Annotated in this window: 15 protein-coding genes; 9 read left to right on the top strand and 6 right to left on the bottom strand. The window is 70.4% G+C overall.

Translation table 11 applies throughout. The features are described 5' to 3' along the window. Window positions 1–136: 136 nt before the first annotated feature. A complete protein-coding gene (locus IT371_20285; protein ID MCC6750015.1) occupies window positions 137–337 on the bottom strand; it encodes a hypothetical protein in 201 nt (66 codons plus the stop codon). Between the two features lie 195 nt (window positions 338–532). On the opposite strand from IT371_20285, the gene IT371_20290 reads away from it, so the two are divergent. The 6 genes from IT371_20290 to IT371_20315 all read left to right on the top strand — a co-directional run bounded on the left by IT371_20290 (window position 533) and on the right by IT371_20315 (window position 10,121). Further along, a complete protein-coding gene (locus tag IT371_20290; protein MCC6750016.1) occupies window positions 533–5,734 on the top strand; it encodes a sigma 54-interacting transcriptional regulator in 5,202 nt (1,733 codons plus the stop codon). Between the two features lie 185 nt (window positions 5,735–5,919). Next, on the top strand, window positions 5,920–6,321 hold the full coding sequence (locus tag IT371_20295; protein ID MCC6750017.1) for a hypothetical protein: 402 nt from the start codon (window positions 5,920–5,922) through the stop codon (window positions 6,319–6,321). A 4-nt stretch (window positions 6,322–6,325) separates the two neighbouring features. Then, a complete protein-coding gene (locus IT371_20300; protein MCC6750018.1) occupies window positions 6,326–6,745 on the top strand; it encodes a hypothetical protein in 420 nt (139 codons plus the stop codon). A 61-nt stretch (window positions 6,746–6,806) separates the two neighbouring features. Further along, window positions 6,807–7,373, top strand: a complete 567-nt coding sequence (locus tag IT371_20305) for a hypothetical protein (protein MCC6750019.1) — start codon at window positions 6,807–6,809, stop codon at window positions 7,371–7,373. Continuing rightward, entirely contained in the window at window positions 7,339–9,501 is a 2,163-nt protein-coding gene (locus tag IT371_20310; protein MCC6750020.1) for a hypothetical protein, read from the top strand. The genes IT371_20305 and IT371_20310 overlap by 35 nt, the downstream gene beginning before the upstream one ends. Before the next feature lie 11 nt (window positions 9,502–9,512). Continuing rightward, a complete protein-coding gene (locus tag IT371_20315; GenBank protein MCC6750021.1) occupies window positions 9,513–10,121 on the top strand; it encodes a hypothetical protein in 609 nt (202 codons plus the stop codon). Window positions 10,122–10,292: 171 nt separating this feature from the next. Here the strand turns inward: IT371_20315 and IT371_20320 are convergent, their stop codons facing one another. The 4 genes from IT371_20320 to IT371_20335 form a co-directional block, all read right to left on the bottom strand. Beyond that, window positions 10,293–11,297 carry a discoidin domain-containing protein gene (locus IT371_20320; GenBank protein ID MCC6750022.1) on the bottom strand — a complete coding sequence of 335 codons (1,005 nt, stop codon included), beginning with the start codon at window positions 11,295–11,297 and terminating at the stop codon, window positions 10,293–10,295. Between the two features lie 41 nt (window positions 11,298–11,338). Continuing rightward, a complete protein-coding gene (locus IT371_20325; protein ID MCC6750023.1) occupies window positions 11,339–12,781 on the bottom strand; it encodes a hypothetical protein in 1,443 nt (480 codons plus the stop codon). Window positions 12,782–13,113: 332 nt separating this feature from the next. Beyond that, window positions 13,114–16,047: a hypothetical protein gene (locus tag IT371_20330; protein MCC6750024.1), complete on the bottom strand. Its 2,934-nt coding sequence runs from the start codon at window positions 16,045–16,047 to the stop codon at window positions 13,114–13,116. 75 nt (window positions 16,048–16,122) lie between these two features. Further along, window positions 16,123–17,547, bottom strand: coding sequence for a hypothetical protein (locus IT371_20335; protein MCC6750025.1), 1,425 nt, complete (start codon window positions 17,545–17,547; stop codon window positions 16,123–16,125). 332 nt (window positions 17,548–17,879) lie between these two features. Between IT371_20335 and IT371_20340 the strand changes: the two genes are divergently transcribed. Together IT371_20340 and IT371_20345 are read left to right on the top strand one after the other, a co-directional pair. After that, window positions 17,880–18,467, top strand: coding sequence for a hypothetical protein (locus IT371_20340; GenBank protein ID MCC6750026.1), 588 nt, complete (start codon window positions 17,880–17,882; stop codon window positions 18,465–18,467). 23 nt (window positions 18,468–18,490) lie between these two features. Continuing rightward, window positions 18,491–20,209 (top strand): hypothetical protein, encoded by a 1,719-nt coding sequence (locus IT371_20345; GenBank protein MCC6750027.1) that lies wholly within the window; start codon window positions 18,491–18,493, stop codon window positions 20,207–20,209. Between the two features lie 532 nt (window positions 20,210–20,741). Here the strand turns inward: IT371_20345 and IT371_20350 are convergent. Continuing rightward, window positions 20,742–22,682, bottom strand: a complete 1,941-nt coding sequence (locus IT371_20350; protein MCC6750028.1) for a glycosyltransferase family 39 protein — start codon at window positions 22,680–22,682, stop codon at window positions 20,742–20,744. A 255-nt stretch (window positions 22,683–22,937) separates the two neighbouring features. Here IT371_20350 and IT371_20355 point away from each other — a divergent pair, with 255 nt between their 5' ends. Next, window positions 22,938–23,948, top strand: coding sequence for a hypothetical protein (locus IT371_20355; GenBank protein ID MCC6750029.1), 1,011 nt, complete (start codon window positions 22,938–22,940; stop codon window positions 23,946–23,948). The last annotated feature ends 155 nt before the right edge of the window (window positions 23,949–24,103 follow it).

The raw sequence follows: 24,103 nt of genomic DNA on the forward strand, positions 1-24,103 counted from the left end.
CATCGCGGCGTTGCTCCTCGGTCACATATTCCCGATATGCTCCCTCGTCGCGCCTTGCGCTGCTCGCATCTCGACGATTTCACTCGGTCGGCCAAACCGATCGGCGCTCTGGGGGCCCGTCGTTCGTGGCGCCACACTATCGGAGCTCGAACTCCTTGCAGAAGACCAGCCGGTCGCAGGCCGGGTCGGCGTAGAAGGCCGTGCGGTGCTCGTCGTCGGGCCACTCGTGCGCGCACGCGTTCTCGTCGGGGTCGAAGTGCGCGCAGTCCTCGCAGCAGAAGCGTAGGGCGTAGCGCTCGGCCTCTTCGTGGAAGGTGGGAGCCAGCGGGAGTCGCATGCCTACTTCGACGCTACGAGGTGGTCGTGAGGGATCGCGGCGGCGTACTGTTCCATCGGGGACCGAGGCCCTGCAGGATGCATACCCGGGAGGCGTGCGCGCTGCTCCGCCTGTGCCGCGGGGGAGGCCCTCCGTGGCACGTGCCAAGGTGTGCCTTGCCCGGCGGCACGATCGGCCGGTAAGCTCGTGGAGACCATGGGTTCCGGATCGAACGGCTCCGTCGTGCTGCGCAATCGCTACCGCATCCTGCGCCGCCTGGGCGCGGGGGGCGGCGGGTCGGTCTACCGGGTGGAAGATCTCCGTGGCGCCGGTGAGCCGCGGCCCGAGCTGGCCCTCAAGGCGCTCTTCGGGGACGACCGCGGCGAGACGCTCCTCGGCTTGCTCCGCCAGGAGTTCCGCGTCCTCGCCACGCTCCGGCACCCGCTCCTCGCGCGGGTCTACGACTTCGGCAGCTTCCCCGCGGAGAGCGGGCTCGAAGGGGCGCTCGGCCGGCCCGGGTACTTCTTCACCCGCGACCTGATCGACGGCGAGGACCTCGCCACGTACGGCCGCGACCGGTCGGTGCTCGAGCTCTGCCTCGTCTGCCAGCGCGCGGCCCAGGTGCTGGACATCCTGCACCGCGCGGGGATCGTGCACGGCGACTTCAAGCCGGCCAACGTGATCGTCTCGTCCGACGGGAGGCCGCACCTCATCGACTTCGGGCTCGTGCGCGGCGAGGGGCAGATCAGCGGCACGAGCGGCACCGCGGCGTACTTCTCGCCGGAGATGCTGCGCGGGGCGAAGGTGGACCGCCGGGCGGACCTCTACGCGCTCGGGGTGACGCTCTATCAGTTGCTCGTCGGACACCTCCCGCTGCCGGAGGCGACGCTCGGGGAGCTCGTGGCCTGGCATCTGAACGGGCCGGTCCTGCAGGCGAGTCCGGAGCGGGAGGTCCCCGCCGAGCTGGACCGGGTGCTCGCACGGCTCACCGAGCGCGACCCCGAGCAACGCTATCCCTCGGCGGCCGAGGTGGCGCTGGCGCTCGGCGAGGTCGTGACCCTCCTCGGGGGCGCGTCGGCCAGCGTCGAGGAGCGCCTCTTCGTACCGCCCCCGCCCGGGGAGAACCTGCAAGAGGCGCAGAGCGCGCTCGAGGTGTCGGTGCGGCGCCGCATCGTGCGGCTCGAGGGGGGACCCGCGCTCGTGAGTCTGGCCGGCGAGCCGGGCTCGGGGCGGAGCACCGTGCTGCGCGAGCTGGCCTGGCGCTGTCAGCTCGGCGGCGTCGAGGTGATCCGCGGCGACTTCCAGGCCGGGGACCCGCGCGCCTACGGGCTGCTCTCCGATCTGCTGGCGCAGGTGGCGGGGCTCGTGGGGCTCGCTTCCCCGCTCGGCCAGGAGGCCGCACGCGCTGCGCCGGCGGGGGAGGCCGACCGCTACGGTCTCTACCAGCAGATGAGCGACTTCCTCTCGGCAGCCGCGCGCCGCGTGCCGCTGCTCCTGCTCGTGGACGGCGCCGACCAGGCGGACCGCGAGAGCCAGGCGGCGCTGCGCTACCTCGGTCACACTCTGGAGGAGCGCGCACCGGTCCTGCTCGTGGCCGGCTACCGCGCCGACGAGGGGGTGCGCGACAGGCTCGGTCAACCGCCGGAGGTGGTGCTCCGTCCGCTGTCGGTGGCGGAGCTCTCGCGCATGCTCGCCGTGGCCTCGGGGAGGAGCGACGCCGCGCTCGCGGAGCGGATCCATCAGCTCACGAGCGGCAACCCCCTCTTCTCGATGGAGGTGCTGCGGCGGCTGTGCGAGGCGGGCTGGCCGCCGCGTCCCGACCTGCAGAAGCTCGCGCCGCCGCGGGGGCTCGAGGAGGTCTACGCGCGGCGCTACGGCGAGCTCTCCGGCGACGAGCAAGCCGTGCTCGCGGCCCTCGCGGTCCTCGGTCGGCCGAGCTCGGGGATGGCGCTGCTCGCGCTGCTCGAGGCGGCGTCGGAGACGGGGCGCGAGCTGCAGGTGGGGCTGCCGCTCGAACGCCTCGAGGCGGAGGAGTGGATCCTGCGGCACCCCGACGGCGCGTGGGGCTTCCGGCAGGGGCCCGCGTCGCGCCTGATCTATGGGTGGGTCAGGGGGGAGCGCCGGGCTGCGCTTCACCGCGCGGCCCTCAAGCTGCTCGAGCGCAGCGGCGAGGGCAATCCCGTCGAGTGCGCGCGTCACGCGCTCGGCGCCGAGGTGTTCGCGCTCGCGGCGCCGCACCTCGAGCGCGCCCTCGCCAGCTTGAGGGCCGTGGGGGCGCACCAGCGCGCCATCGAGCTCTGCGAGGCGGCGGTCGCGTTGCCGCAGCCGGCCGCTTCGCTGCGGGCGACGCGGCGCCAGCTCGGGGAGCTCTATCGCGGGGCGGCCGACTACGAACGCGCGCGCGAGGAGCTCGAGCTGGCGTGCGAGGGGGCCGAGGGGAGCGAGCTGACCGAGGCGGCCATCGCGCTCTCGCGCGTCTACCGCGCCGAGGGGCAGGCGGAGCGCGCGCTCGCGGTGCTCGAGGAGAGTCTGGCCCGGGAGCTCACGCGGGCGGAGCGGCTCCAGGCGCTCTCGGCGAAGGCGGCGGTGCTCACGGCGCTCGAGCATCACGAGGGGGTGCTCGAGGCCGTGGACCGGGCGCTGACTCTCGAGCGAGAGGAGGCGTCGCTCGGACGCCCCGACGCCCTCTCGCGTGCGGACCTCCGTCGTCGACGCGCGTGGGCTCTCGGGCAGCTCGCACGCTACGACGAGGCGGGGGAGACGATGGAGCGCGCGCTGGCCGACGCGCGAGCCTGCGGGGACCGACGCGCCGAGGCGAACATCCTGAACGGCTGGGCGGCGGTGGATACGCGCCGGGGAGACTTCTCGCGGGTGGCCGAGCGGTACGGCGCGGCCCTCGCGTGCGCCCAGGAGGTGGGCGACGTGGAGCGCGTGGCGGCGGTGCGCTTCAACCTGGCGGCGTACCACCTGCAGCGCGGCGAGTACGCGGCGTGCCTGCAGCACCTCGAGGAGAGCTCGCGGCTCTTCACCGCCATGGGGGCGCAGCAGAACGAAGCCAACGCGCGCTGCAACCTGGCCTACCTCGAGCTCAAGCTGGGGCTTTACGAGCAGGCGCGCGTGAGCCTCGCGCGGACGCGGGAGCTCATGCGGCGACTCGGGCGCCCGGGGGGCGAGGCGCTCGCGGTGTTGCTCACGGGGATCTGGCAGGCGCGGCGCGGCCGGCTCGACGAGGCGCGCCGGGAGATCGACGAGGCGCGGCGCCTCTACCTCGAGGTGGGGCAGAAGCGAGACGCGGCGGACGCCCTCCTCGACCTTGCGGAGGCGGAGCTCCTCGTGGGCGAGCCGCAGGCGGCGCGCGAGGCGCTCGACCGGGCGGGGCGCGAGGTCACGCTCGAGCAGCTCGGGGACCTCGCGGTGCGGGCCGTCACTCTGCGGGCGCGCGCGGTGGCCCGCATCGGGAGCGCGGAGGAGAAGGCGGCGAGCGCGGCGGCTCTCGCGGGGGCGCTCGACCAGGCCCGTGCGCTGGAGTCACCGGAGCTCCTCTGGCAGTGCCACGGGGCGGCGCACGAGCTCGAGGGGGCTCGCGGTCAGGTGGAGCGCGCGGGGCGACACGCTCGCGAGGGGGCCGCGATCCTCCGCTCGATGGCCCACGAGCTGCCGCCCGAGGTTCAGGCGGCCTTCTTCCAGGACCCCTGGCGGCGCGCGCTGCGCAAGGCGGCCGCCAAGGACCAACTCACGGAGCTCGGGCGAACGATGCAGGCAGGAACGCGGGACCACGACGTCAACCTGGCAGCCACGCTCCCTACCTTCGCCGCCGACGAGGCGCCGCGCAGCCATCCGCCGCAGGAGCGCTTCTACCGGCTCCTCGAGATCTACCGGCGCATCGCTTCGGAGCTCGACCTCGAGCGCTTGCTGGGGCTCGTGATGGACGCCGCCGTGGAGCTGACGGGCGCCGAGCGCGGCTTCCTGCTGCTCCGGAGTCCGACCGGCGAGCTCGCGGTGGAGGTGGCGCGCAACATCGACCCGGAGCGCGGCAGCGGCGCCTACAGCCGCACCATCGCCGAGCGCGTCATCTCCTCGGGGCAGCCGGTGATCACCGTCTCCGCGCGCAACGATCCGCGCTTCTCCGAGTACGCGAGCGTGGCGGAGCTCCAGCTCGAATCGGTGCTCTGCATTCCGATCCACGCGCGGGATACCGTGGCGGGCGTGCTCTACATGGAGAGCCGCTTCCAGACGGGACGCTTCACCCCGGAGGACCAGCGGCTGCTCGTGGCGTTCGGCGACCAGGTGGCCATTGCGCTGACGAATGCGCGGCTCATCGCGGAGAACCTGCGGAACACCAAGGCGCTCGAGCAGGCCAAGCGCGAGATCGAGCAGCTCGCCGAGGAGCGCGGCCGGCTGCTCGAGAAGCGCACCCACGAGCTGGCCGAGGCCCAGCGGGACCTGGCCGAGACGAAGCGCCGCATCGGCGGGCAGAAGGGGCGGCTCGGCATCATCGGCGCGAGCGAGCCGATGCAGCGGGTCTTCGACCTGGTGGAGCGGGTGGCGGTCACGGACGTCCCGGTGCTCATCGAAGGCGAGAGCGGGACGGGCAAGGAGATGGTGGCGCGGGCGATCCATCAGGCCAGCGAGCGCGTGAAAGGTCGCCTCGTCTCCGTGAACTGCGCGGCGATCCCCGAGACGCTGCTCGAGAGCGAGCTCTTCGGGCACGTGCGGGGGGCGTTCACGGGCGCCGACCGGGACCGCAAGGGGCTCTTCACGAACGCCCACGGCGGGACCCTGTTTCTCGACGAGATCGGGGACATGCCGCCGCGTATGCAGGTGGACCTGCTGCGCGCGCTGCAGGAGAAGACCATCCGCCCCGTCGGAGGGCAGCAGGACCTGCAGGTGGACGTGCGGGTCATCGCCGCCTCCAACAAGCCCCTACGCAGGCTCGTGCAGCAGGGGACCTTTCGCGAGGATCTCTTCTACCGCCTCCACGTGGTGCGCATCGGGCTCCCCCCGCTTCGCGAGCGGCCCGAGGACATCCCGCTGCTGGTGGACCACTTCCTGGAGGGGTTTTCCGGCCAGCTCAAGACGGAGCGCAAGCGGGTGACGCGCGAGGCGCTGCGTGCGCTCATGAGCTACACCTGGCCCGGAAACGTGCGCCAGCTCGAGCACGCGCTGATGAACGCGGTCGTGCTCTCCGAGGGGTCGGTGCTCGACGCGCGGGACTTCACGCTCGAGGCGCCGGTGGTGGCCGAGGTCTCTCGCGCGGCGCCGGCGCCCTCCACCTCGGACGAGCGCTCGGATGCGGAGCGACGGGAGATCTTGTCGGCGCTCGAGGCGCACAACTGGAACCGCAGCCGCGCCGCCGAGGCGCTCGGGATCCCGCGGCGCACCTTCTATCGGAGGCTGAAGGACTACGGCATTCAGTAGGGCCGCGCAGGTGGTGACGGAGCTGCCCGGAGGCTGTGCCATTCTGTGCCAGGGACTTCTCCCGAGGGGACATCCACGCCGGACCCCGGCACCGCATGTCGTTGAATTGTCAGGGGTCGTGCTACCATCGAGCCGGATTCCGTTTGGCAAAGGACTTGCTTAGCTTAGCTGCGGAGGGAATGGCCGTGCGTCGCTGGACTTTCGCGCTGATCGTGCTCGGGCTCTTCGGTGCGGCTGCCGGTTGCACCGCCACGCCCATTCCCATTCCGGGGGCCGACGATGGCGGGATCGGCCTCCTGTCGGACGCCAGCCGCGGGGTGGACGCGCCCGCGAGCAGCAGGTCAGACGGAGGTGTGGGAGGGGGCAAGGATGGCGCCGCTCAGCCGGGCGCCGATGCTGCGCCGCGGAGCGACGCCCTTGGACCGGTGCGCGACGGCGGCCTGGGAGACGCGCGCGGCAGAGATGGCGGTCGGCGGGACGGCGGCGGTCGCGATGGCGCGGCGGTGGACGGGCGAACGAAGGACGGGAGTGCCGCGGATGGAGCGGCGCGGGACGGCCGCGTGGCCGACGCGCGGAAGGGCGGGTAGACGCGTGAAGGCTCGGCTCTGGCGACTCGGGCTCCTCCTGCTCGCGATCGGTGCGGGCTCCGGCGCGGGTTGCGTGGCCACGCCGATTCCTATCCCGGGGGCCGAGGACGGAGGGGCTCTGGCGCGCGGCGATGCAGGCTATGGCACGGCGAGGGACGCGCGCGGCGCGGTCGACGCCGCGGAGGGCGGCGATCGGGGGAGCCTGCCGCCCCCCGGCGACGCGATGTCCGGAGGACTCGACCTGGGAGTCGGCCGCGACGCCGGTCGGTGCCCCGACGGTGGCCGGCGCGACGGTCGAGTGCACGACGGTCGCACCGCGGACGCGAGCGCGCGAGACGGAGGGGGCCGCGACCTGCGGCTCTCGGACGGCGCGTCGACGCGTGACGCCGTGCTTGCGCGCGACGGCGCTTCCCCCTGTCCCTGAGGGAGGTCGTGCCGGTCCCCGCGCTTGCCAAGCCACCGTCGAGCCGATAACGTGCGCAGCCATGCTGATGGGGCCTCAGGCCGGTGCGCTCGTGCTCCTCGCCCTGACGGTGGGGTGCCAGGCCTCCCCCCCCGCGGTTGACGACGGCGGAGCGGCCGCGCCGCCGCAGGGTCCGTACGCCAGCGTGGCGCACTGCACGCCGGTGGGACAGCCCGAGCGCTGCCCCGGAGCGGCGTGCGGGGCCCTCGCCACGGGCCGGCCCGATCAGCGGGGCGTGGAGCTCGCGGCGTGCGGCACGCTGGACGCCGCCTTCGTTGGGGGAACCGCCGTGGCGCGCGTCGGGACCCCTGACCTGGCCATTCACCTCGGCGGGAGTCTCTCGGGGCTGGTGCGCGTGGAGGCCAGCGAAGACGGGCTGCGGTACGTCGTGGCCGGATTCTTTCCCAGCGCGCCGTCGGGGACCGTGCCGGACTGTCGGGCGGTGCTGCAGCCCCCCCGCGTGCTGCTCGACTTCGATCGCTGCAACAGCATCGCGAACGTTCGTTTTCTGCGCCTGAGCCGCGACCCGCAAGTCGGCGGCGCCCCCACCATCGATGCCATCGAAGCCCTGTCCTTTTCGGCGCGCTAGCCGGACCTTCGAGGTCGTCGTTCTCCTGCTCGGCCTCTGGCCGGCTGCGGCTCCCGCCGAGGACCTGCCGACCCTTCCCGGCCGCCCGGCCTCGGTGCCGAGCGCACCGGCTCCCACGACCCGCGTCGGAAGCCTGACCCCCGACGTGGACTACGTGGACGCGTCGAACACGATCCGCTCGGCGTACTTCCGCGCCCTGACCGTCTCGCCGCACGATCCCAAGGTGGCGTACCTCGCGTCCTACGACGGTTACGTCTGGAAGACCGTGGACGGGGGAAAGACCTGGGACGAATCGCGGCTGATCCTCGAGACGCGCCCCTTCTACGGTGACTTCGGCGAGCGCGTCTACTTCGGCGTGCATCGGCTCGACGCGCCCGACTGGGGCACCGTCCACGCGTCGACGGGGCTCGCCCCGACGCGCCCGCTCCTCGGCTCCAGCACGCTGGCGGGCACGCGCGAGGCCGCGGTGGGCGACCACGAGAAGAAGTACCGCAAGTCCAAGATGAACCTGTCGCAGATGCGCCTCGAGCCGATCGGCCCCGGGGGCGGGGGCGGCGGCCTCGGCAACACCAACTTCGGTATCGGTCTGCCCGGCGGCGCCCCGCGGCTGCAGCTCATCGTGCGCAAGTTCGGCAAGCCCACCTCGGGGATCAACATCAAGCAGACGCTGCTGATGCGCGGCACGCGCCCCACGGAGGTGCGGCCGATCGTCGTGCACCCGCGAAACCCCAAGATCGTCTTCGCCCCGACGCAGTTCGGCCTCTTCAAGAGCTACGATGGTGGGCTCATCTGGGTGCGTACCTTTCAAGGTGACAACCCCGCCGGGCGCAGCATCCTGACGGTGGCGGTGCACCCCGTAAACGACCAGATGGTCTTCGTGGGTACCGGCGATGGCATGTACATCTCGAAGGACGGGGGCGAGAACTTCGCGCGGAGTCCGAGCCAGGGGGTCGGGAGCGGGTCGGTGAACTGGCTGGCCTTCCACCCGCGCGATGCGAAGTACGTCTATGCGGCCACCGACTACGGCCTGCTGCGCTCGAAGGACGGCGGGCAGGACTGGGACTGGATCTACTTCACCACCTATCCGGCGGCACGCATCGTGCGCTACGTGGAGCTGGACGCCTTCGACCCCAAGGTGGGCTACATCGCCACGCTCGATGGCCTCTTCGCCTCGACGGACATCCTGAAGGGGGGGACCGACGACTGGCACCGCCTCGGAGGCCTCGCGCTGACGGGCAACGAAGCCATCCGCATCAGGGCGTGCCCGAAGCACAAGGGCCACCTCTGGACCGTCACCAACACCAAGATCCCGTCGGTGAACGCGCCCGGCTACTGGGATACGGGCGGGGCGTTCATCTGGGAGTCGGTGGACGGGGGGGAGACCTGGAAGGTGATCTACTCCGGCGTGACCTACGGCTCCATGCAGTGGTTCGACAGCCACGCGAGCGATCCGGACCTGCTGTGGATGATCTGGTCGCGCGCCGTGACCCGCATGCAGCGCTTCACCCGGGAGACGCGCGAGAAGCGAGTGAGCGCGCGCACGCGTGCGGAGGTGGACCGGCTGCTCGGCGGCGAGACCGCCCCGTCGCTCAGCGACGTGCTCCTTGCGGCGCATCGCTACACGGGGACGGAGCTGAACGCGATCCTGCGCTATCGCCGGCGCTCGATGTTCAAGGCGCTCGTGCCACGCCTGGACTTCTCGTACACGTATCTGCGGCAGTCGGAGTATCCTCGCGTGCTCGAGGGCCTCTACTGGACGCTCCCCTTCTTCCGGCGCGAGTTTCTGACGGGGCGGTTCCACGACGTGCGGGCGGTGGCTTCGTGGGACCTGTCGGACATGGTCTTCAACCTGAACGCGTGGCTCTTCGGGCGCATGGATCGCGTGAACTACGAGGTCTCGAGCTACGTGCGCCTGGCCGTGCACCGCTTCTATGGCGAGTGGCAGCGGCTTCGGACCTCGATGCTCATCGACCCGCCGAAGGAGCTGCGGGTGCGCCTGGCCTACAAGCTCCGCCTCGAGGAGCTCGAGTCGTACTTGAACTTCGTCACCGGTGGGTACCTCGCGCGCTATCAGCGTGGCGGGCGCCCCTCGGGAATGGATACCAAGGTGTTCGAACCCTGGGAATGAGGAGGTTTCGCATGTTCCGAGGAACTGTCGTGGTCTTTGCGCTGCTCGTGGCGCTCCCGGCCGGCGCGCGGGTGCCGCAGACCGAGGAGGAGGTCCTGGCCCACTTCGCTCACGAGCCGGTGGTGCGGCAGGTGCAGGAGGCGGCGATCCGTTACTACCAGGTGGACCCGCAGCGCATCCGATCGCTCTCCCGCAACGCGCAGCTCAAGGCGCTCGTGCCGAGCATCAGCGGCGAGTTCGCGAACGACATCACCCATTCGCTGCGCAAGATGGACGACGGGCTCTACTCGACCCTCCCCTTCAAGGAGGACGAGCGCGTCAACGGCGACCGCATGGGCTTCCGCGTGCAGGCGAGCTGGATCCTGGACCGCCTGGTGTTCAACGCCGAGGTGCTCGACGTACAGTCGCTGATCGGTATTCTCGACGGCGTGGTGCGCGAGGTCACGACGACCTACTACATCCGTCGACGTATGCAGATCGATGACGTGCTCCGGCCTCCGACGGATCTGGCGACCAAGATCAGCAACCGCATCCGCATCGAGGAGCTGACGGGGCTCCTCGACGCGATGACGGGTGGGTACATGAGCAAGGCGGTCGGCGGCGTCAAGCGGGGCAGGTAGCAGGGCTCGCGATCCATCCCGGCCGGCGGTGTCGCGCCTGCGCTCCGATGCTCACAGCGCGAAAAGGCTGCTCCGCTTCGGTGCTCGGCGCTCCTTGCCTGCCGGGCGCCTCGCGAGCCCTGATGCGCGATCCATCCCGGCAGGCGGCGTCGCGCCTTCGGGATCGGCCCCCTACTCGCAGCGGTCGGGGGCGGCGGCCGGGACGACGTTGGGGTCGGAGCCGAAGATCTCGATGTCACCCAGGCGGATGGTCTCCTGCAGCCCGGGGCTGTCGTTCTCGTAGAGCAGCACGGCGGCGGCCTGCGCCGACTCGGGGTTGAAGGAGACGAACTTCCCCTCCTTCGTGCCGTTCTTCTCCTCGTGCGCCACGATCCAGTCCTTCGTGTTCTTCGGGTCCGGGTCTCCGGCGTTCGCCGAACGGGCCACGAGCACCGAGAAGCACTTGGCGAAGTCGTTCCCCACGTCGTCGGGGTAGCGCAGGCGGATCTTGCTCACCGTGAAGCTCTTGCCGAAGTCGAGGCGCACCCAGACGAAGTTGTTGCAGGCGCCGTTGGCCTCCACGTCCCAGAAGGTGACCTTGATCCCCTTCTTGGGATCTCCGTCGGTGAGGGTCGCGGGGTCGCCGCCGTCGTCCGGCGTCTGGCTGATCTTCACCGGCGCGTTCAGCGCGATGTTCGTCGGCTCGGTAGAGGTCGGCACCACGCCGCTGTCGCTCTTTCCGCGGCTGGTCTGATGTTGCACGGTGATCGTGGTGCTCGGCCCCGGGCAGCCCTGCGCGTCGAGCGCGGTGAAGACGACGCTATTCGGAGCGTCCTCAATGAGCTGCACCTCGAGGCAGAACTTGCCGTCGGTGGAGACGCGCACCGGCGCGGAGGTGCCGGCGCCCCCCTTGGCCACGATCATGGAGGCCCCGAGCGCCACGCCCCGGAAGGGCTGCACCGCGTGCTGGGTGGGGCCCGCGATCGGGTTCACCGTCGGCGCGGGGAGCGAGGCGGTGGCCGAACAGCGTCCCGGGAGGTCGGGTCGCATCACTCCCGCGTCGGCCGTGCCCGCATCCCAGGCGGCGCCCCCCGGGGCGTCGGCAGCGCAGCCGGCGGCTCCGATGGTCGCGGCAGCGCAGAGCGCGGCGGCGGCGAGGGCGGTGAAGCGGGAGAATCGACGATTCGTGGGCGACATGGGGCTCCGGTCTATACGGCGCGCGGTCCGCATGGGCTCGACTACTGCACCGGTCTGAAGAGCTGACCCGCCGGGAGATTCGACTTGGGAAGCGGCGGGCAGCTTCTTCCCTTGCCCAGATCCGGCGACCATACCCAGTCCGTGACCACCACCTCGCCCGCGGGGACGGCGTCGCCGCAGGCGCTATGCAGCTTCAGCTTGGCGCGACGCTCGAGCTGCAGGGTCTGGCGGTAGAAGGCGCCAAACTCCTTCGGCAGGATGCGCACGGCCATCGAGAGGCTCTTCGAGTCGGACGAGGACACGGAGCCCTGCACGTCCATGCCGAACTCGGCGTTGAGGCGTGCGACCTTCACGTCGAAGCCGCCGCCCAGGCTGCCGCGCACGGAGAAGGCGCGGTTGAGGGTCTGCGTGCTCTGCTCGGTGTAGCTCACGTCGAGTCCGATCGGTCCGCCGGGCAGGCAGCCCGTCACGGGGACCGGGTCGAAGCTGCGCACCACCTCCGCGCGGCCGTCGTAGTCCACCTCCACCGGCGACCAGACACGCAGCGGGATCGTGCGGCGGGCCGTCTGTCCGCGGCTGTCGATGGCCACCACGGTCATCGCGGCGTCGTAGGACTCCGTCGTCACGGAGGGGAGCGGGGCGGTCGTGAGCTGCGTCAGGCCGAAGAGGCGCTCCGCCGCGGCGGGGATCGACGCGAGTCCGGGGTTGAAGCCGCTCTTCACGACCTGGAGCTTGCGCGCGGCGCCGGCCCCGAGGACGCTGACGGAGCCGTCCAGCACGTCGTCGATCAGGCTGACGGGGCCGCTCTTCGGGAAGAGGCCCGCGGGGTCCACGGCGAGCTGGTCCGAGAGGAAGCCCGTGATCTGGAAGTGCTCCTTCAGGAAGGAGTAGACGAAGCGCAGCGGGGCGGTGTTGGTGCCGTTCTTTAGGCCCACCGCCTTGAGCTCGAAGACGAAGGGCGAGCTCTCGGTGGTGTCGGTGATGCCCACGCGGCAGCCGGAGCCGGCCGGCCGCATCTGGCGGATGATGATCGAGGGGAGCACCTGGAGCTGGGCCGGGATGGGCTCGGGGGCCTGTTTCGTCTGGCCGTCGCGCCCGATGTTGATGGCCCGGATGTGCCCGCGGAATTGCCCCGTGTCCTCGGCCGACGAAAAGGGGATGTTGGGTCCGAAGGTCCAGCTCACCATCCCCTGGTTCACGAAGCGGGGAGCCGCCTCGAGACGGACGGGATAGGACTGCCCCGAGGTGGTCAGATACGTGCCCTCGAACATCAGGCGCGTGGTGCCGATGCCGGGGTCGGCGAAGCCCTCTCCGAGCACGCTCAGCTCGGCTCCCGCCGAGATGGAGGTCGGAGCCACCATGCGCAGGACCGGCTGCGGGAGCTCGCGCACCGGAAGCGGCGTCTCCTCGATCAACTCGGGTTCGCTGCCACACCCCACCACGCCGACCAGCAGGACCAGGACTGCTTTCACATGTGAGCGCATTCGGTCAGCCTTGCAGGCGGTTGTACTCGCCCGAGGTACTACAAGGTTCATACCAAGCGGGAGAGGTCATAAGTTTCTGAAATCATGAAGAGGGAGATCTAGCTCGACGTCCAAAACGCGGCATGTGGCCACCAGGGCTGCCGGGCCAGTTGACCCGAGCGCACCGACGGTGACGGCTCGGCGGTGTCGGGACGCACGCCAGAGGCGAGTCGGTCGCCGAGAGCGAGGGCCCACGAGCGAGGGCCCACGAGCGAGGGTGCGGAGGTCGAGGGGGGTAACGGGGCCCGCTAACGCGCGGGGAGGGATCCGGACGTGGATTCCGAAGAGACGTGTCAGTTCACGAAGTCCGGAGGAGTCAGGCCACCCGCGTGACCGCCGCCCTGCGCCATCCCGCCCTGCATCCCGGGTCCACCGCCCTCGGCCTGCTGCCGGCTCTGGAGGTACTTGTCCACCGACGGTCCGAAGGCCTGGAGGTCCACGGGGGGCGGCGCGCCGCCGTGGCCGTACTTGATCGCGCGGTACTGATCCACCGTGAGGAACTTGGGCACGCTGTAGAGCACGAACTTGGCCAGCTTGAACGGGAAGCTGATCACCGCGCCCGGCAGCCCCTTCACCCAGCCGATGAAGCCCTGGTTCCCGCGGGAGAGCTTCACGAGCTGGCCCTCGACGTGGTCCAGCTTGCGGCTGGCGAGGCCGAGCTTGAGGCCGTTACGCAGTCCGAGGCTCACGCCCTGGCCCGCCCGATCCGCCGCCTGCCCGCGCTCGAGGGCGGCAAGCATGGTCTGTCCCACCTCGGACTTGCTGATGTCGGAGCGAACCTGGCGCGCGATGCGAAGGTAGCGGGCCGCATCGGCCGGCGACATGCCGCGCATCTGCGCCTGCTGCGGGTGGTCCACGATCCAGGAGGCGATGTTCGCCAGCTTGCTGACCATGTTGAGCTGGGCGACGGCGTAGTCCTTCTCCATCTGCCGCACGTCCTTGTCGCTCCACTTGAAGGCCGCGGAGGAATGGTCGGCGCGGTCCATCGCGAAGCTCTGCTTGAGCGTCCAGGCCAGCGCTACACCCTCGGGATCGCCGATCTCGCGCGCCTTGCTGATCGCGCGGTTCACGCCGTTGCGCCCGAAGAGGCCCTTGGTCGCCCAGAACTTGGAGGTCTTGTACTTCATCCAGGTGCGGAGCCCCGCCTTGCCCAGGTGATTCAGGCCCCGGCCTTCGGCCTCGAGCATGAGCAACCGGTAGGTGAGCATGCCGGCGGGACCGTGCCCCATGGAGCTCGCCGCGGTGGCCACGAGCTCGCGGTTCAGCTTGCCCTGGGCGCGGCCCGTGGACCCGAAGACCGTGCCGGCCAGCATCGAGGCGATCTTGCCCACCGGACCTCGCCGAGCCGACTTCTGCTGCAGGTGGTCCAGGATCCGGCGCGCGTGGTAGTAGTTCGACCCGTCCCGCTCGAGGCTGGGCGACTCGGCTTCGACCTGCGCGTAGACCTGCTTGCGGACCTCCTGGATCGCCATCTCGCGGTCCTTCTTGTCCGCGGCGTCGAGCGCGGCGGGGGTCATCTTCAGCTTGCCGTCGGCGACGGACTGCCGGCGCGCCTGGGACTGCCCGGCCAGCGCCTGCTCGACGTCGGGGGGAAGCTGGCCGGCGTTGAGCATGGCGTCGAACTGCTGCACCTGCTTGGTGTACTCGAGCTGCGCGTTGCGGATCTGCTGGTCCGTGGCAGCGGTGCGCTCACCGTCGGGGTTCGCGATGCTGCCCTCGCTCATGTGGATCGCATCGACGCCGATGCGCTGCGCGCCGCGCCGCATGACCCAGCGGGCGATGCCGAGCTTGATGCGCGAGATGGGGCCCTTGCCTTCGTGCTGCTGCTCGTAGGCCTGGAGGAGCTTGAAGGCCTCGCCGAGCTCGCGATTGCCCACTGCCTCGCGGATCGCGCCGAGGGAGGCCTTGCGCGCGGGGGCCGCGGGGGGCTTGCCGGCCTGGCTCGACTGCTCGGGAACGAGCTCCGCGTCGGGCGACTGGCCGACCGGCGCCTGCGCCTGGTTCTGCCGCGCCTGCTGCTGTCCCGGCGTGAGCTGCTCCACGGCGTCGCCTTCCACCTCGGCCTCGGGCGCGAGCGCGCCGCCTTGCTGAGTCGCCGCCTGGCGCGTCTTGCCCTGCTGCAGGTCCTGCGCGGCGCGCTGCACCACCGCGACGTCGGCGAGGCCCGTGACCTGCTGCTCCTCCGCGTGGATGCCCGAGCGGAGGGCCTTGCGCTGGTTCTGGAGGTTCGCGGCCTTGGCCCGGAGCTGCGCCGCGACGGTCTTGTTGCCCTTCGCGTCGGCGGCGGCGGCCTTGGCCAGAATCCCCTCGCGCTGGATGCGAAGCATATTATCGGTGGCGCGCGCCTGCGTCACGCGCAGCGCCCGTGCCCTGCGCGCGAGCGCCGGGTCACCCGTCTTCTGGGCCTCGGCCTCGAGGCGAGTGGCCTCCGCCGCGGCGTCCTTGCCCTTCAATCTATAGAAGTCGAACTCGCGAGAGGCCTGGCGCCGGTCCACGCGCGGCGTGGCGGCATCCACGAGCTGGTGCAGCTCTTCCTTCGTGGTCTCGCGCGTGGTCTGCCGCGGAGCCTGCCCCTGCAGGCTGGCGCTCTGCACCACGGGGCGCGTCTCGATGGCCTTCTTGACGGGCGTCACCTGCTGCGTCTGCCGCGGCTGCACCTGCTGCACGGGGGCAGGGCTCGCCAGGCGGGCTGACAGACCATCCGCCTCCTCGATGAGCGCGGCAGCCTTGAGCGGCTCCGCGAGGGCGAGCTTCATCGCCTGCCGACGGAGATTACGGATCTGCTTCTTGACCTGATTCTTGCTCTGCGGCGTCGTCGCGACGTGAACCGGGGCGGCTTGCCCGTGAGCCTGCGGGGCCGGCGTGCCGGCCTTCGCGTGCTCGCTGGCCTTCGCGGCGCCCTGCTCGAGCGCGTTCGCCTGCTTCCACAGGCGCGCGGCGGCTTCGTGGTTGCCGCCCGCCTTCGCCTGCTGCGCCTGGTGCCGAAGGCCGCTTGCCTCCGCGCGGAGCTTATTCGCCTGCGACCAGTAGAACTGCTTGGCGTTGCCGTGCTTGGCGAAGAAGTCCTGCTGCTTCTGCGCCACGGTCAGCTGATGCTGCCGCCGAGCCTGGTAGTCCACTCCGCCGCGGGGCCCGCCGCGAGCCATGGCCCAGGAAGGAGCCAGGGCGAGAAGTGCCGCGAGCAGCAGGTGCGAGAGGCGTAGCGAATGGGAACGTCGCAGCATCATTTCGATCGTCTCCTAGGCCTTCTTCCGGGTGCGCCCGCGTGGCGACAACTCCAGTGGCCGGGTATCCAATATTCCCTACAAGAACTGTTCCGCCTTCGGCAGCCGGCTCTCGGGGGCACACGCCGGTCCGGTAGCCAGCTCCGGCGTGAAGACCCAGTCGGTCAGGATCGCCTCGCCAAGCTCCACCGACGCGCCGCACTTGTTGCGGCCGATGAGCTTGGCGATGCGGTAGAGCTTGGTGACCTGGCGGTAGAAGATGCCCCACTCCCCGGGCAGGATCTGGCCGCTCATGTCGAGGCTGTTGCTCTTGGAGCTCGAAACGCTCTCGGAGACGTCCGTACCGAAGCCGGCGTTGAGGTGCGGCTGCCCGATGAAGGGGTTATTGGGCGGCAGACCGATATTGAGCCCTGCTTCGGCGTGCACCTGCAGCGAGACGCTCTTGTGCCGGGTCTCGGCCTGGTCCTCGCGGTAGCTCACGTTGGTCCCGATGGGGCCGCCGGGGATGCAGTCGCTCACCTTGCGGGGCTCCTCGCGCTCGGCGATCTTCACGCTGCCGTCGTAGTGCACCTCGACCTGCTGGAAGACCTCGACCGGGATGGCCAGACGCGCCGCCTTCCCCGAGGCGTCCACGGCGGCCACGGCGATGCTCGCGGTGTAGCTGTTGCCCGCGCCCGGCACGGGCTGGGTCTTGATCTCCTTGACGGTCATGTCGCCGAGGAGGTCGTTTCCGATCTTGGCCAGGAAGTGCCGGCTGCCGGTATCCGCCACGGCGGAGGCGGTGCCGCTCATGACCTGCTCCTCGAGCACGACGGCCCCCTTGTCGGGGACGATGCGGCTCGGGTCGAAGGAGCCATAGCCTTTTACGATCTTCCATTGATCGGGCTGGAAGGCCCAGGTGAAGGTCAGGGGAGCGTCCTTCGTGCCGGCGCGCAGCCCGAGAGCGTCCACCATCACCGTGAAGCCCGTGTCACCCAGCGTCTCGCCCACCACCTGCTGGCAGGCCCCCGTCGTCGGGCGAACGAGGCGCGGGATCAAGGAGGGCCGGATCTGCACGCGTACCGGCAAGGGGTCCGAAATCTCCTGCGTTCCGTCGGCGGCGGCGTTGATGACCTGCACCTGACCGAGGAAGTAGCCGAGGCGGTTACCGTCGGGATGGAAGACCACGTTGGGCCAGAGCCTCCAGGAAAGACGCGTTCCGTTGGCCGGGCGCACGGGCTTCTGGATGTCCACCGGCGACTGCCCGCCCCGATCGTCGAAGAAGGTGCCCTTGAGCACCACGATGGCGCGCCCTTTTTCCCGCGGGATGAAGTCGTTTCCGAGGAGCAGGAGCTCGTCCCCGACGGCCATGTCGCTCGGCGAGGCCACGTGGAGGCTCGGCTTGCGGTTGACCCACGGCGCGGGGGCGACGGGGTCCGGCTCGTGGGCCTGCGGACCACCCACGCTGCCGCCAAGGCCGCATGCCGTCAGGGAGAGGGTCAAGCCTGCCAGGGTCGCTCTCATCGATGTCCTCCGAGGATCCGTCGCCACGGGGTCTCCTAAAGCAAGCCATGTGCCTGGCCAGCGCCCTTGCCATGTGCCCAGATTCCGGCCCCTTGTGCTGTGGGTGGGGTACGGTGGCCCGGCGTAGGGGGCGAGCGCAGACCCCACTTCTGGCGGATCGAGTGGCCAGCTGGGTGGCGACCGGCGGAGCCTCCGGGACCTAACCGGCCGAGGCCAAAGGGACGAGTCGGGATCTCACGGCGGCCACTCGGTGAGCCACCGCCGAGGTGTGGGATCTCAAACTGTTGATTTTTCTTGGCGCGGCTCGGGCCGCTTTGGCTATGCTGCGCCCCGTGCGGTTCCGATCTGCGCTGGTGCTCGGCGCTCTCGCCGGGTGGGTTCTCTGCCCCGGCTCGGCGTGTCAGTTCTCGACGGAGCCCCCGCCCCTGCCGGGCGCGCCGGCGAGCTGCGGCGACGGCCATTGCGATCCGCTCCGCGAGAGCTGCGGCAACTGCCCGACGGATTGCCCCTGCTGCGCCGCCGCGAGCTGCGAGGGCTCTGTCCCCGGGGTGGAGGCCTGCGTCGGCAAGCCCGACGGGAAGGCGGTCCAGCTCGGGGAGTACGCCTCGGTGGAGGTGGCGCTCGGATCGGAGATCACCGACCTGCCTGGGGACGACCTCCGCTTCGAGGGCGCGGTGGCGAGCGCGAGCAACGTGGAGGTGGTCGGCTGCCCTCTCGGGTCGGGCGGCACCGGCTCTTTCGAGGTCTGGGTCAGCGCCGACGGGCGCGACTACAAGCTCGCGGGGTTCTGGAGCCAGAAGGACCGCGCGGTGGACCTGAGCTGCGTGCAGCTCAAGACGGCGCGCTGGGTGCGCATCGTCGGGCAGCCGGGGGCGCGAGGGCAGCTCGACGCCGTGATCGCCGTTTCGTGTAGCCAATGAGCGGGGTCGGGGAGGCTCGGCGCGTGCGAGGGTGGGGCCCGGTCGCAGCTCTGGCAGCGCTGCTCCTCGTCGGAGCCTTCGGTTCGCGCGCGTCGGCCCAGGAGTTCTTTCCCGTCAGCACCGTGGGCTTCGGGGAGGAGCTCACGGCCATCGGCATCAGCCACCGGGACCCGAACTTCGTCATGATCGGCACGTCGATGGGCAAGCTCCTGCGCTCCGTCGACAACGGCCAGACCTGGCAAGAGATCATCGTCACGCCGATGCGCACGCTCTTCTACGGGCGCGAGCGCAGCCCCGACCCGCGCATGGAATACGCGCTCGGGCTGCCGGGGAAATCGCCGCACCTTCAGCGCTGGCTGCGCCAGCAGGGGCTGCACACCTCGGGGATCAACCTGCAGCAGCTCCTCGTCCAGAAGGGCGAGAAGAGCGTGAACGTGAACTGGATCGAGGTGGACTGGCACGACGAGAACCGCGTGTGGGTCGGCACGGTGGATGGGCTCTACCTCTCGGTGGACAAGGCGCGCAGCTTCCAGCGCGTCTGGCAGGGCAAGGCCGGCCAGGCCGAGCGCATGGTGACGAGCGTGGTGACCGACCCGTCGAATCCGCGGCGCTTGCTCGTCGGTACGGCCCAGGGGCTCTTCATCTCCGAGGACCGGGGGCTGAGCCTCGAGAAGGACATGAACTACTACATCCACGATTCGTACATCCGCGCCCTCTATTTTGACCGGCAGCAGGCGGGGCTCGTGCACATGGCCATGGGCGGCTCCGCGATGGCCAGCCCCGACGGGGGCAAACACTGGATCACGACCCATTGGGACACCTGGGGGCCGCGCGCCGACGCGCAGTGGATCAGTCTCGGGCCGAACAACGTACGCCTGATGGGCACGCGGGACGGTTTCTTCGCCTCGTGGCAAGGCGGCGAGATGGGGACCTGGAAGCGCCGCGGCCCGCGCTTCGTCGGGCAGGTGGTGACCTCGGTGCAGGCCACGAGCACGGCGAACTACTGGTATTGCACGACCGACGACGCGGTCTGGATGACCGACGACGCGGGGACCGAGTGGCGCAAGGTCATGCACCTCGGGGCGAAGGAGATGGCGCGCCGGATCCTCGCCTGGGACAACGATCCGACCCAGCTCTGGGTGCTCACGAATCGCCGCATCTATCGGCTGCGCACGCTGACCCAGATGCGCCAACGGCTGGCCGCGAGCCGCGTGGACCACCTGCGCGGGATGCCGTCCCTGCAAGACCTCTGGAAGAAGGTGGCCAAGCACAAGAAGCTCGACTTCGCCGACATCCAGCGCTACCGCAACCGGGCGCCGTGGGCGGCGATGCTCCCCGAGTTCTACCTCGGGGCGCGCTACACGAACGGGATCGACACGGTCTCGATCCGGGCCTTCCCGCACCTGCACTGGCCGTGGAGTCACTTCTACCGCCTCGGCGAGCGGGGCCTCGTGATCGAGGCCTTCGCGATGTGGGATCTGACGCGCTTCATCTTCGACCGACGGCAGATGCCGCACTTCGGTCGCGTGGACCGCACGTTGACCTGGCTGCGCGACGAGCTCTCGGAGCGCGTGGCGCGGCTCTACGTGGAATACAAGCAGCTCGTGAAGGCCGAGGCCTTCGACCCGCCGCGAAGCGAGCTGGCTCGCGAGTTCAGGCGCATTCGCCTCCAGGAGATCGCCGCGTTCCTCGACGCGGTGAGCGGCGGTTACTGGAGCCAGGTTACGGGAGGTGTTCTATGAGCCGTAGAGCATGGGTGCTGTCGTGCGCGTTGTGCGTGCTTCCGGGGGTCGCCTTCGCGCAGGCCGAGGGGGGCGCGCCGCCGCCCGAGGGGGGTGGGCAAGGGGGGCCGCCGCCGCAAGGGCCGCCGCCGGCGCCTCCGCCGCCGAACCCGAAGGTGATCCGCAAGCTCCGGCAGCGCTTCGAACGAGAGCCCACCGTCTCCGAGGTGCAGCGCGCGGCGCTGCGCTTCTTTCGCGTGAATCCGGAGCGCGTGGAGGGCTACATGGCCGGGGCGTCCTGGAAGGCGCTCATGCCGGACATCGAGGTGAACTTCAACAACGAGATGGCGAAGAACGATCGCACCCTGAAGGACGCGATCTACCTGACCCGCTTTCCCGACGGCAAGGAGTTCGAGGACACGCGGCGGCTCTCGTACGTGATCGGCGTGCGGGCGCACTGGGCGCTCGACCGACTGATCTTCAACGCGGAGACGCTCGACGTGACCTCGCTCGTGGGCGTGCAGGAGGGTCTCTTGCGCGAGATCACCTCGCTCTACTTCACGCGCCGGCGGCTGCTCACGGCCATGGCGCTCAATCCGCCGCAGGATCCGGGGGAGCAGATCACCGAGTCGATTCGTCTCGACGAGATCACCGCGAACCTGGACGCGCTGAGCGGCGGGTACCTCTCGCGCGAGGTGCGCAAGCGGGTCGGCGAGTAGCGCTCCGCTTCCCGAGGAGGAGCGCAGTAGATCAGAAAGCGGCTCGGCCTGGCTCCGTCGGCGAAGCAGCGCCGCCACCCGAGGAAGGCGAGCGCCCCGTGCGCGTCGGCCTCGGGCGAGAGCTTCTCTCGATAGCGCGATAGGTCGCGATCCTCGGCGTCGACGAGGAGCTTCGTGACCTGCGCGCCCTGAAGGTGCGCGAGCATCGGCTGGGCCGGGCCCTGGAAGTTGTAGATGAAGCGCGCGTCGGTCATGGGGAAGGGCCGATCCCAGGTGGAATAGAGGCTGTTGTGGGGGATCGCGTAGCGCTCGGTCGGGCCGAGGTGCGAGGCGAACCAGGCCGAGGTGCGCGCCCAGCCGGGGGGCACCTCGACGTGCGCGCGCGGGTTCGTGGCCAGGCCGGAGGCGAACCAGCCGAGCTTGAGGCAGAGCGGAACCGAGGCCGCGACGACCACGAACCAGGGCGCCGCGCCCTCGGGGATGCGCAAACGCCGGAGGAGCGCGGGGCCGGCCACGCGGAGGAGGCCGAAGGCGGCGTGCGGCAGGTAGAGCACCGCGAAGGGGAGCATGAAGCGCTGGCCGATCTCGCCCACGCCCTGCGCGCCGACGCCGAAGGCGAGAAAGAGCCAGCCCGTGGTGTAGAGGGGGGCGAGCACCTCGGCGCGGTGGCCTTCGCGATAGCGGCGCCGCATCCCGAGGCCGGCGAGGAGGAGCACCGCGAGGCCGGTGAGAACGCGCGGGAGGGCCATCGCGGCGGCGACGGGCAGGTGCGTGGGTTGCGCGGCGGTCACGCCGAGGCCGCAGACGTAGACGAAGACGCCGATCGTCTCGCCGAGGCCCTTCAGGACGCGTCCCGCGAGCTCGAAGACCGAGTGACGTTCGAGGTACCAGCCGAGTCCGATGCGGTTCCACTCGGGGCTGTTCATGAGGGCCCAGGTGTCTTCCCAGCGATCCAGCCAGACGGTGCGGTCGTTGAAGTTGTGGAGCGGGTTGCCGTAGACGCGGGCGTTGCGCACGAGGAGGAAGGCGGCCACCGCGGCGAAGGCCAGCACGGCGAGGTAGAGCTGCGGCCGTCGCAGGAGGCGCGGGCCGTGCAGATGCAGCCCCACGCAGAGGAGGGGCAAGAAGAGCAGGTGGGCGTTGCCCTTGGTGAGGTAGGCCAGCCCGATCGCCGCGCCGGTCAGGATCCAGGCAACCGGGCCACGGTCCTGGGCGCGGGCGATGGCCGCCACGGCGGTGAAGACCAGCGCGGCGTGGAGCACGTCGGAGAGCACGCCGCCGGCCAGCTCGGCCAGGCTGGGCATCAGGCAGAGCAGGAGCACGGCCGCGGCGGCCAGGTGGCGCGCGCCCACGCGCGAGGCGGCGGGGGGGCCACCGGCAGGCGGCGCGTGCGCGAAGCGGCGGGCGCTGACGAGGAAGATGGCCAGGGCGAGGAGGAGCGCCGTGCCGAAGGTGACGAGCTTCGCGTCGGCGTAGAAGACCGGCGCGTCGTGCGTGAAGGGGAGGAGGACGAGCTGGAAGAGCGGGTTGCGGTTGGCGTCGCGGCAGCGGCCCTCCAGGTGGCAACGCACTGCGCCGAGGAGGCCGCCTTCCCGCTGGTAGTCCCGCGGCAGTGAGAGGTAGTGCACCTCGTCGTAGCGGGGCTGGAGGCGGGTGGCCGAGACCGAAAAGGTCTGGGCTGTCATCGCGAGCAGGCCGAGGCCGAGCAGAATCGGGACCGTCCCTTGCAGTGAAGATCGTTCGGAGGAGCGGTGGGGCAGGTCCCGCGCAGTCATGGCCGCTCCGTGTATCCTCGGTGAGCGCGTGGATGTCAACCGAGCTGCGACCGGCCGCGCCGGGACGGGTGGCGTCTACTCCGATGGCCACCGGCGGATCGACTGACCAGGCGCTGGGGTCTGCCGACCGGGCCGTACGAGATCTCCTCTGACAGCAATTACGGTACTTTATCCTGCATCGGGGAGAGCTTTTTCGCGGCCCGCTTCTTGCTCCGATTTTCGGGTACGCCAGAGAATCGGGAGCCAGTGATAACCATGAGCCGACTGAAAGCCTACGGGATGACCACCGCGCTCGGAGCGCTCGTGGCGTTGATGGGCTGTGGTCTCGACGATCCGAAGAACCCTCGCGGGGAGCACAGCGACGCGGGCGTGGTCGGCGGCGACGGGGGCGGCGGCGGGGCCGTGCCGCGGCCGATCATCGAGATGCCCACCTCCGGGTCGAACACCTGCCAGGACAAGGTGGCGATCGTGGGGACCGCGGCCAAGGGAGCCAGCGTGTTTGCCGTCGGGGGCGCCTCGACCTCCGGGGTGGCCACGGACGCGCATCCGAGCACGGGGCACTTCTGCCTCCCCGTGGATCTGAAGAAGGGGCAGTCCAACACGATCGAAGTGCGGGCGCAGGATCCGGAGAAGGGGTTGAGCGAGCCGGCGGTCCTGACGGTGGTGCACAGCGGCTGCACGCAGCGCGACGACGTGAAGCCCCCGACGACGCCCACGCGCGAGTCCATGAACGTGGCCATCGGCGCGCAAGGGAAGGCCAAGGACACGGCCAAGCAGGGGAACGAGACCTTCCTCACCGACGACAAGCCGAGCACCGTGGCGATCTACGGCGGCGGCTGGGCCTGGGCCGACTATGACGGGTGGGTGAAGATCACGCTCGACAAGCCCACGCCGATCAACAAGGTCGTGGTGAAGTGGCGGGATCGCAAGGGTTCGGGTGGGAGCTACGGCAAGGTGTACTCCCTGTGGTTCGGCATTGGCGACGCGGGGGATCCGAACAAGACCAACGGCAAGTGGTTCCAGCCGTCGGAGCGCTGCAACGTGACCGACGGAGACGGCGGTGACGACGTGTTCGAGTTCAAGACGAACAAGCCGACCGCGGACTCGATCGCGCTCTTCCTGAATCACGATGGAGCGGACTGGACCTGGGAAGAGACCTTCGCCATCGCGGAAATCTACGTGTACGACGAGCCTCCGAAGCCCACGGCGTCCCCGACGCCGATCAATGCTCAGGACGTGTGTAGCGCCGTCGGTTCGGGTTACTGATTCTCTGGCGGGAATCTCAGTGCCTGGCCGTTGAATAGCAACGGGAGACGGATTGCGAGGCGGCCCTGCCGATGGTGGCAGGGCCGCCATTTTTTTGGGGATTGGCTTTTTCGGCCAGGGGGGCGCCGCGTTCCTGTCACGCCAGGATCGGAGGG

Source organism: Deltaproteobacteria bacterium (assembly GCA_020848905.1).
Classification (GTDB): domain Bacteria; phylum Myxococcota_A; class Polyangia.

What these genes read in the sequence shown, in the direction of transcription:
- IT371_20285 (MCC6750015.1), bottom strand. Translation starts at nt 337, where the DNA reads ATGCGACTCCCGCTGGCTCCCACCTTCCACGAAGAGGCCGAGCGCTAC.
- IT371_20290 (MCC6750016.1), top strand. Translation starts at nt 533, where the DNA reads ATGGGTTCCGGATCGAACGGCTCCGTCGTGCTGCGCAATCGCTACCGC.
- IT371_20305 (MCC6750019.1), top strand. Translation starts at nt 6,807, where the DNA reads ATGCTGATGGGGCCTCAGGCCGGTGCGCTCGTGCTCCTCGCCCTGACG.
- IT371_20310 (MCC6750020.1), top strand. Translation starts at nt 7,339, where the DNA reads ATGCCATCGAAGCCCTGTCCTTTTCGGCGCGCTAGCCGGACCTTCGAG.
- IT371_20315 (MCC6750021.1), top strand. Translation starts at nt 9,513, where the DNA reads ATGTTCCGAGGAACTGTCGTGGTCTTTGCGCTGCTCGTGGCGCTCCCG.
- IT371_20320 (MCC6750022.1), bottom strand. Translation starts at nt 11,297, where the DNA reads ATGTCGCCCACGAATCGTCGATTCTCCCGCTTCACCGCCCTCGCCGCC.
- IT371_20325 (MCC6750023.1), bottom strand. Translation starts at nt 12,781, where the DNA reads ATGCGCTCACATGTGAAAGCAGTCCTGGTCCTGCTGGTCGGCGTGGTG.
- IT371_20330 (MCC6750024.1), bottom strand. Translation starts at nt 16,047, where the DNA reads ATGATGCTGCGACGTTCCCATTCGCTACGCCTCTCGCACCTGCTGCTC.
- IT371_20335 (MCC6750025.1), bottom strand. Translation starts at nt 17,547, where the DNA reads ATGAGAGCGACCCTGGCAGGCTTGACCCTCTCCCTGACGGCATGCGGC.
- IT371_20350 (MCC6750028.1), bottom strand. Translation starts at nt 22,682, where the DNA reads ATGACTGCGCGGGACCTGCCCCACCGCTCCTCCGAACGATCTTCACTG.
- IT371_20355 (MCC6750029.1), top strand. Translation starts at nt 22,938, where the DNA reads ATGAGCCGACTGAAAGCCTACGGGATGACCACCGCGCTCGGAGCGCTC.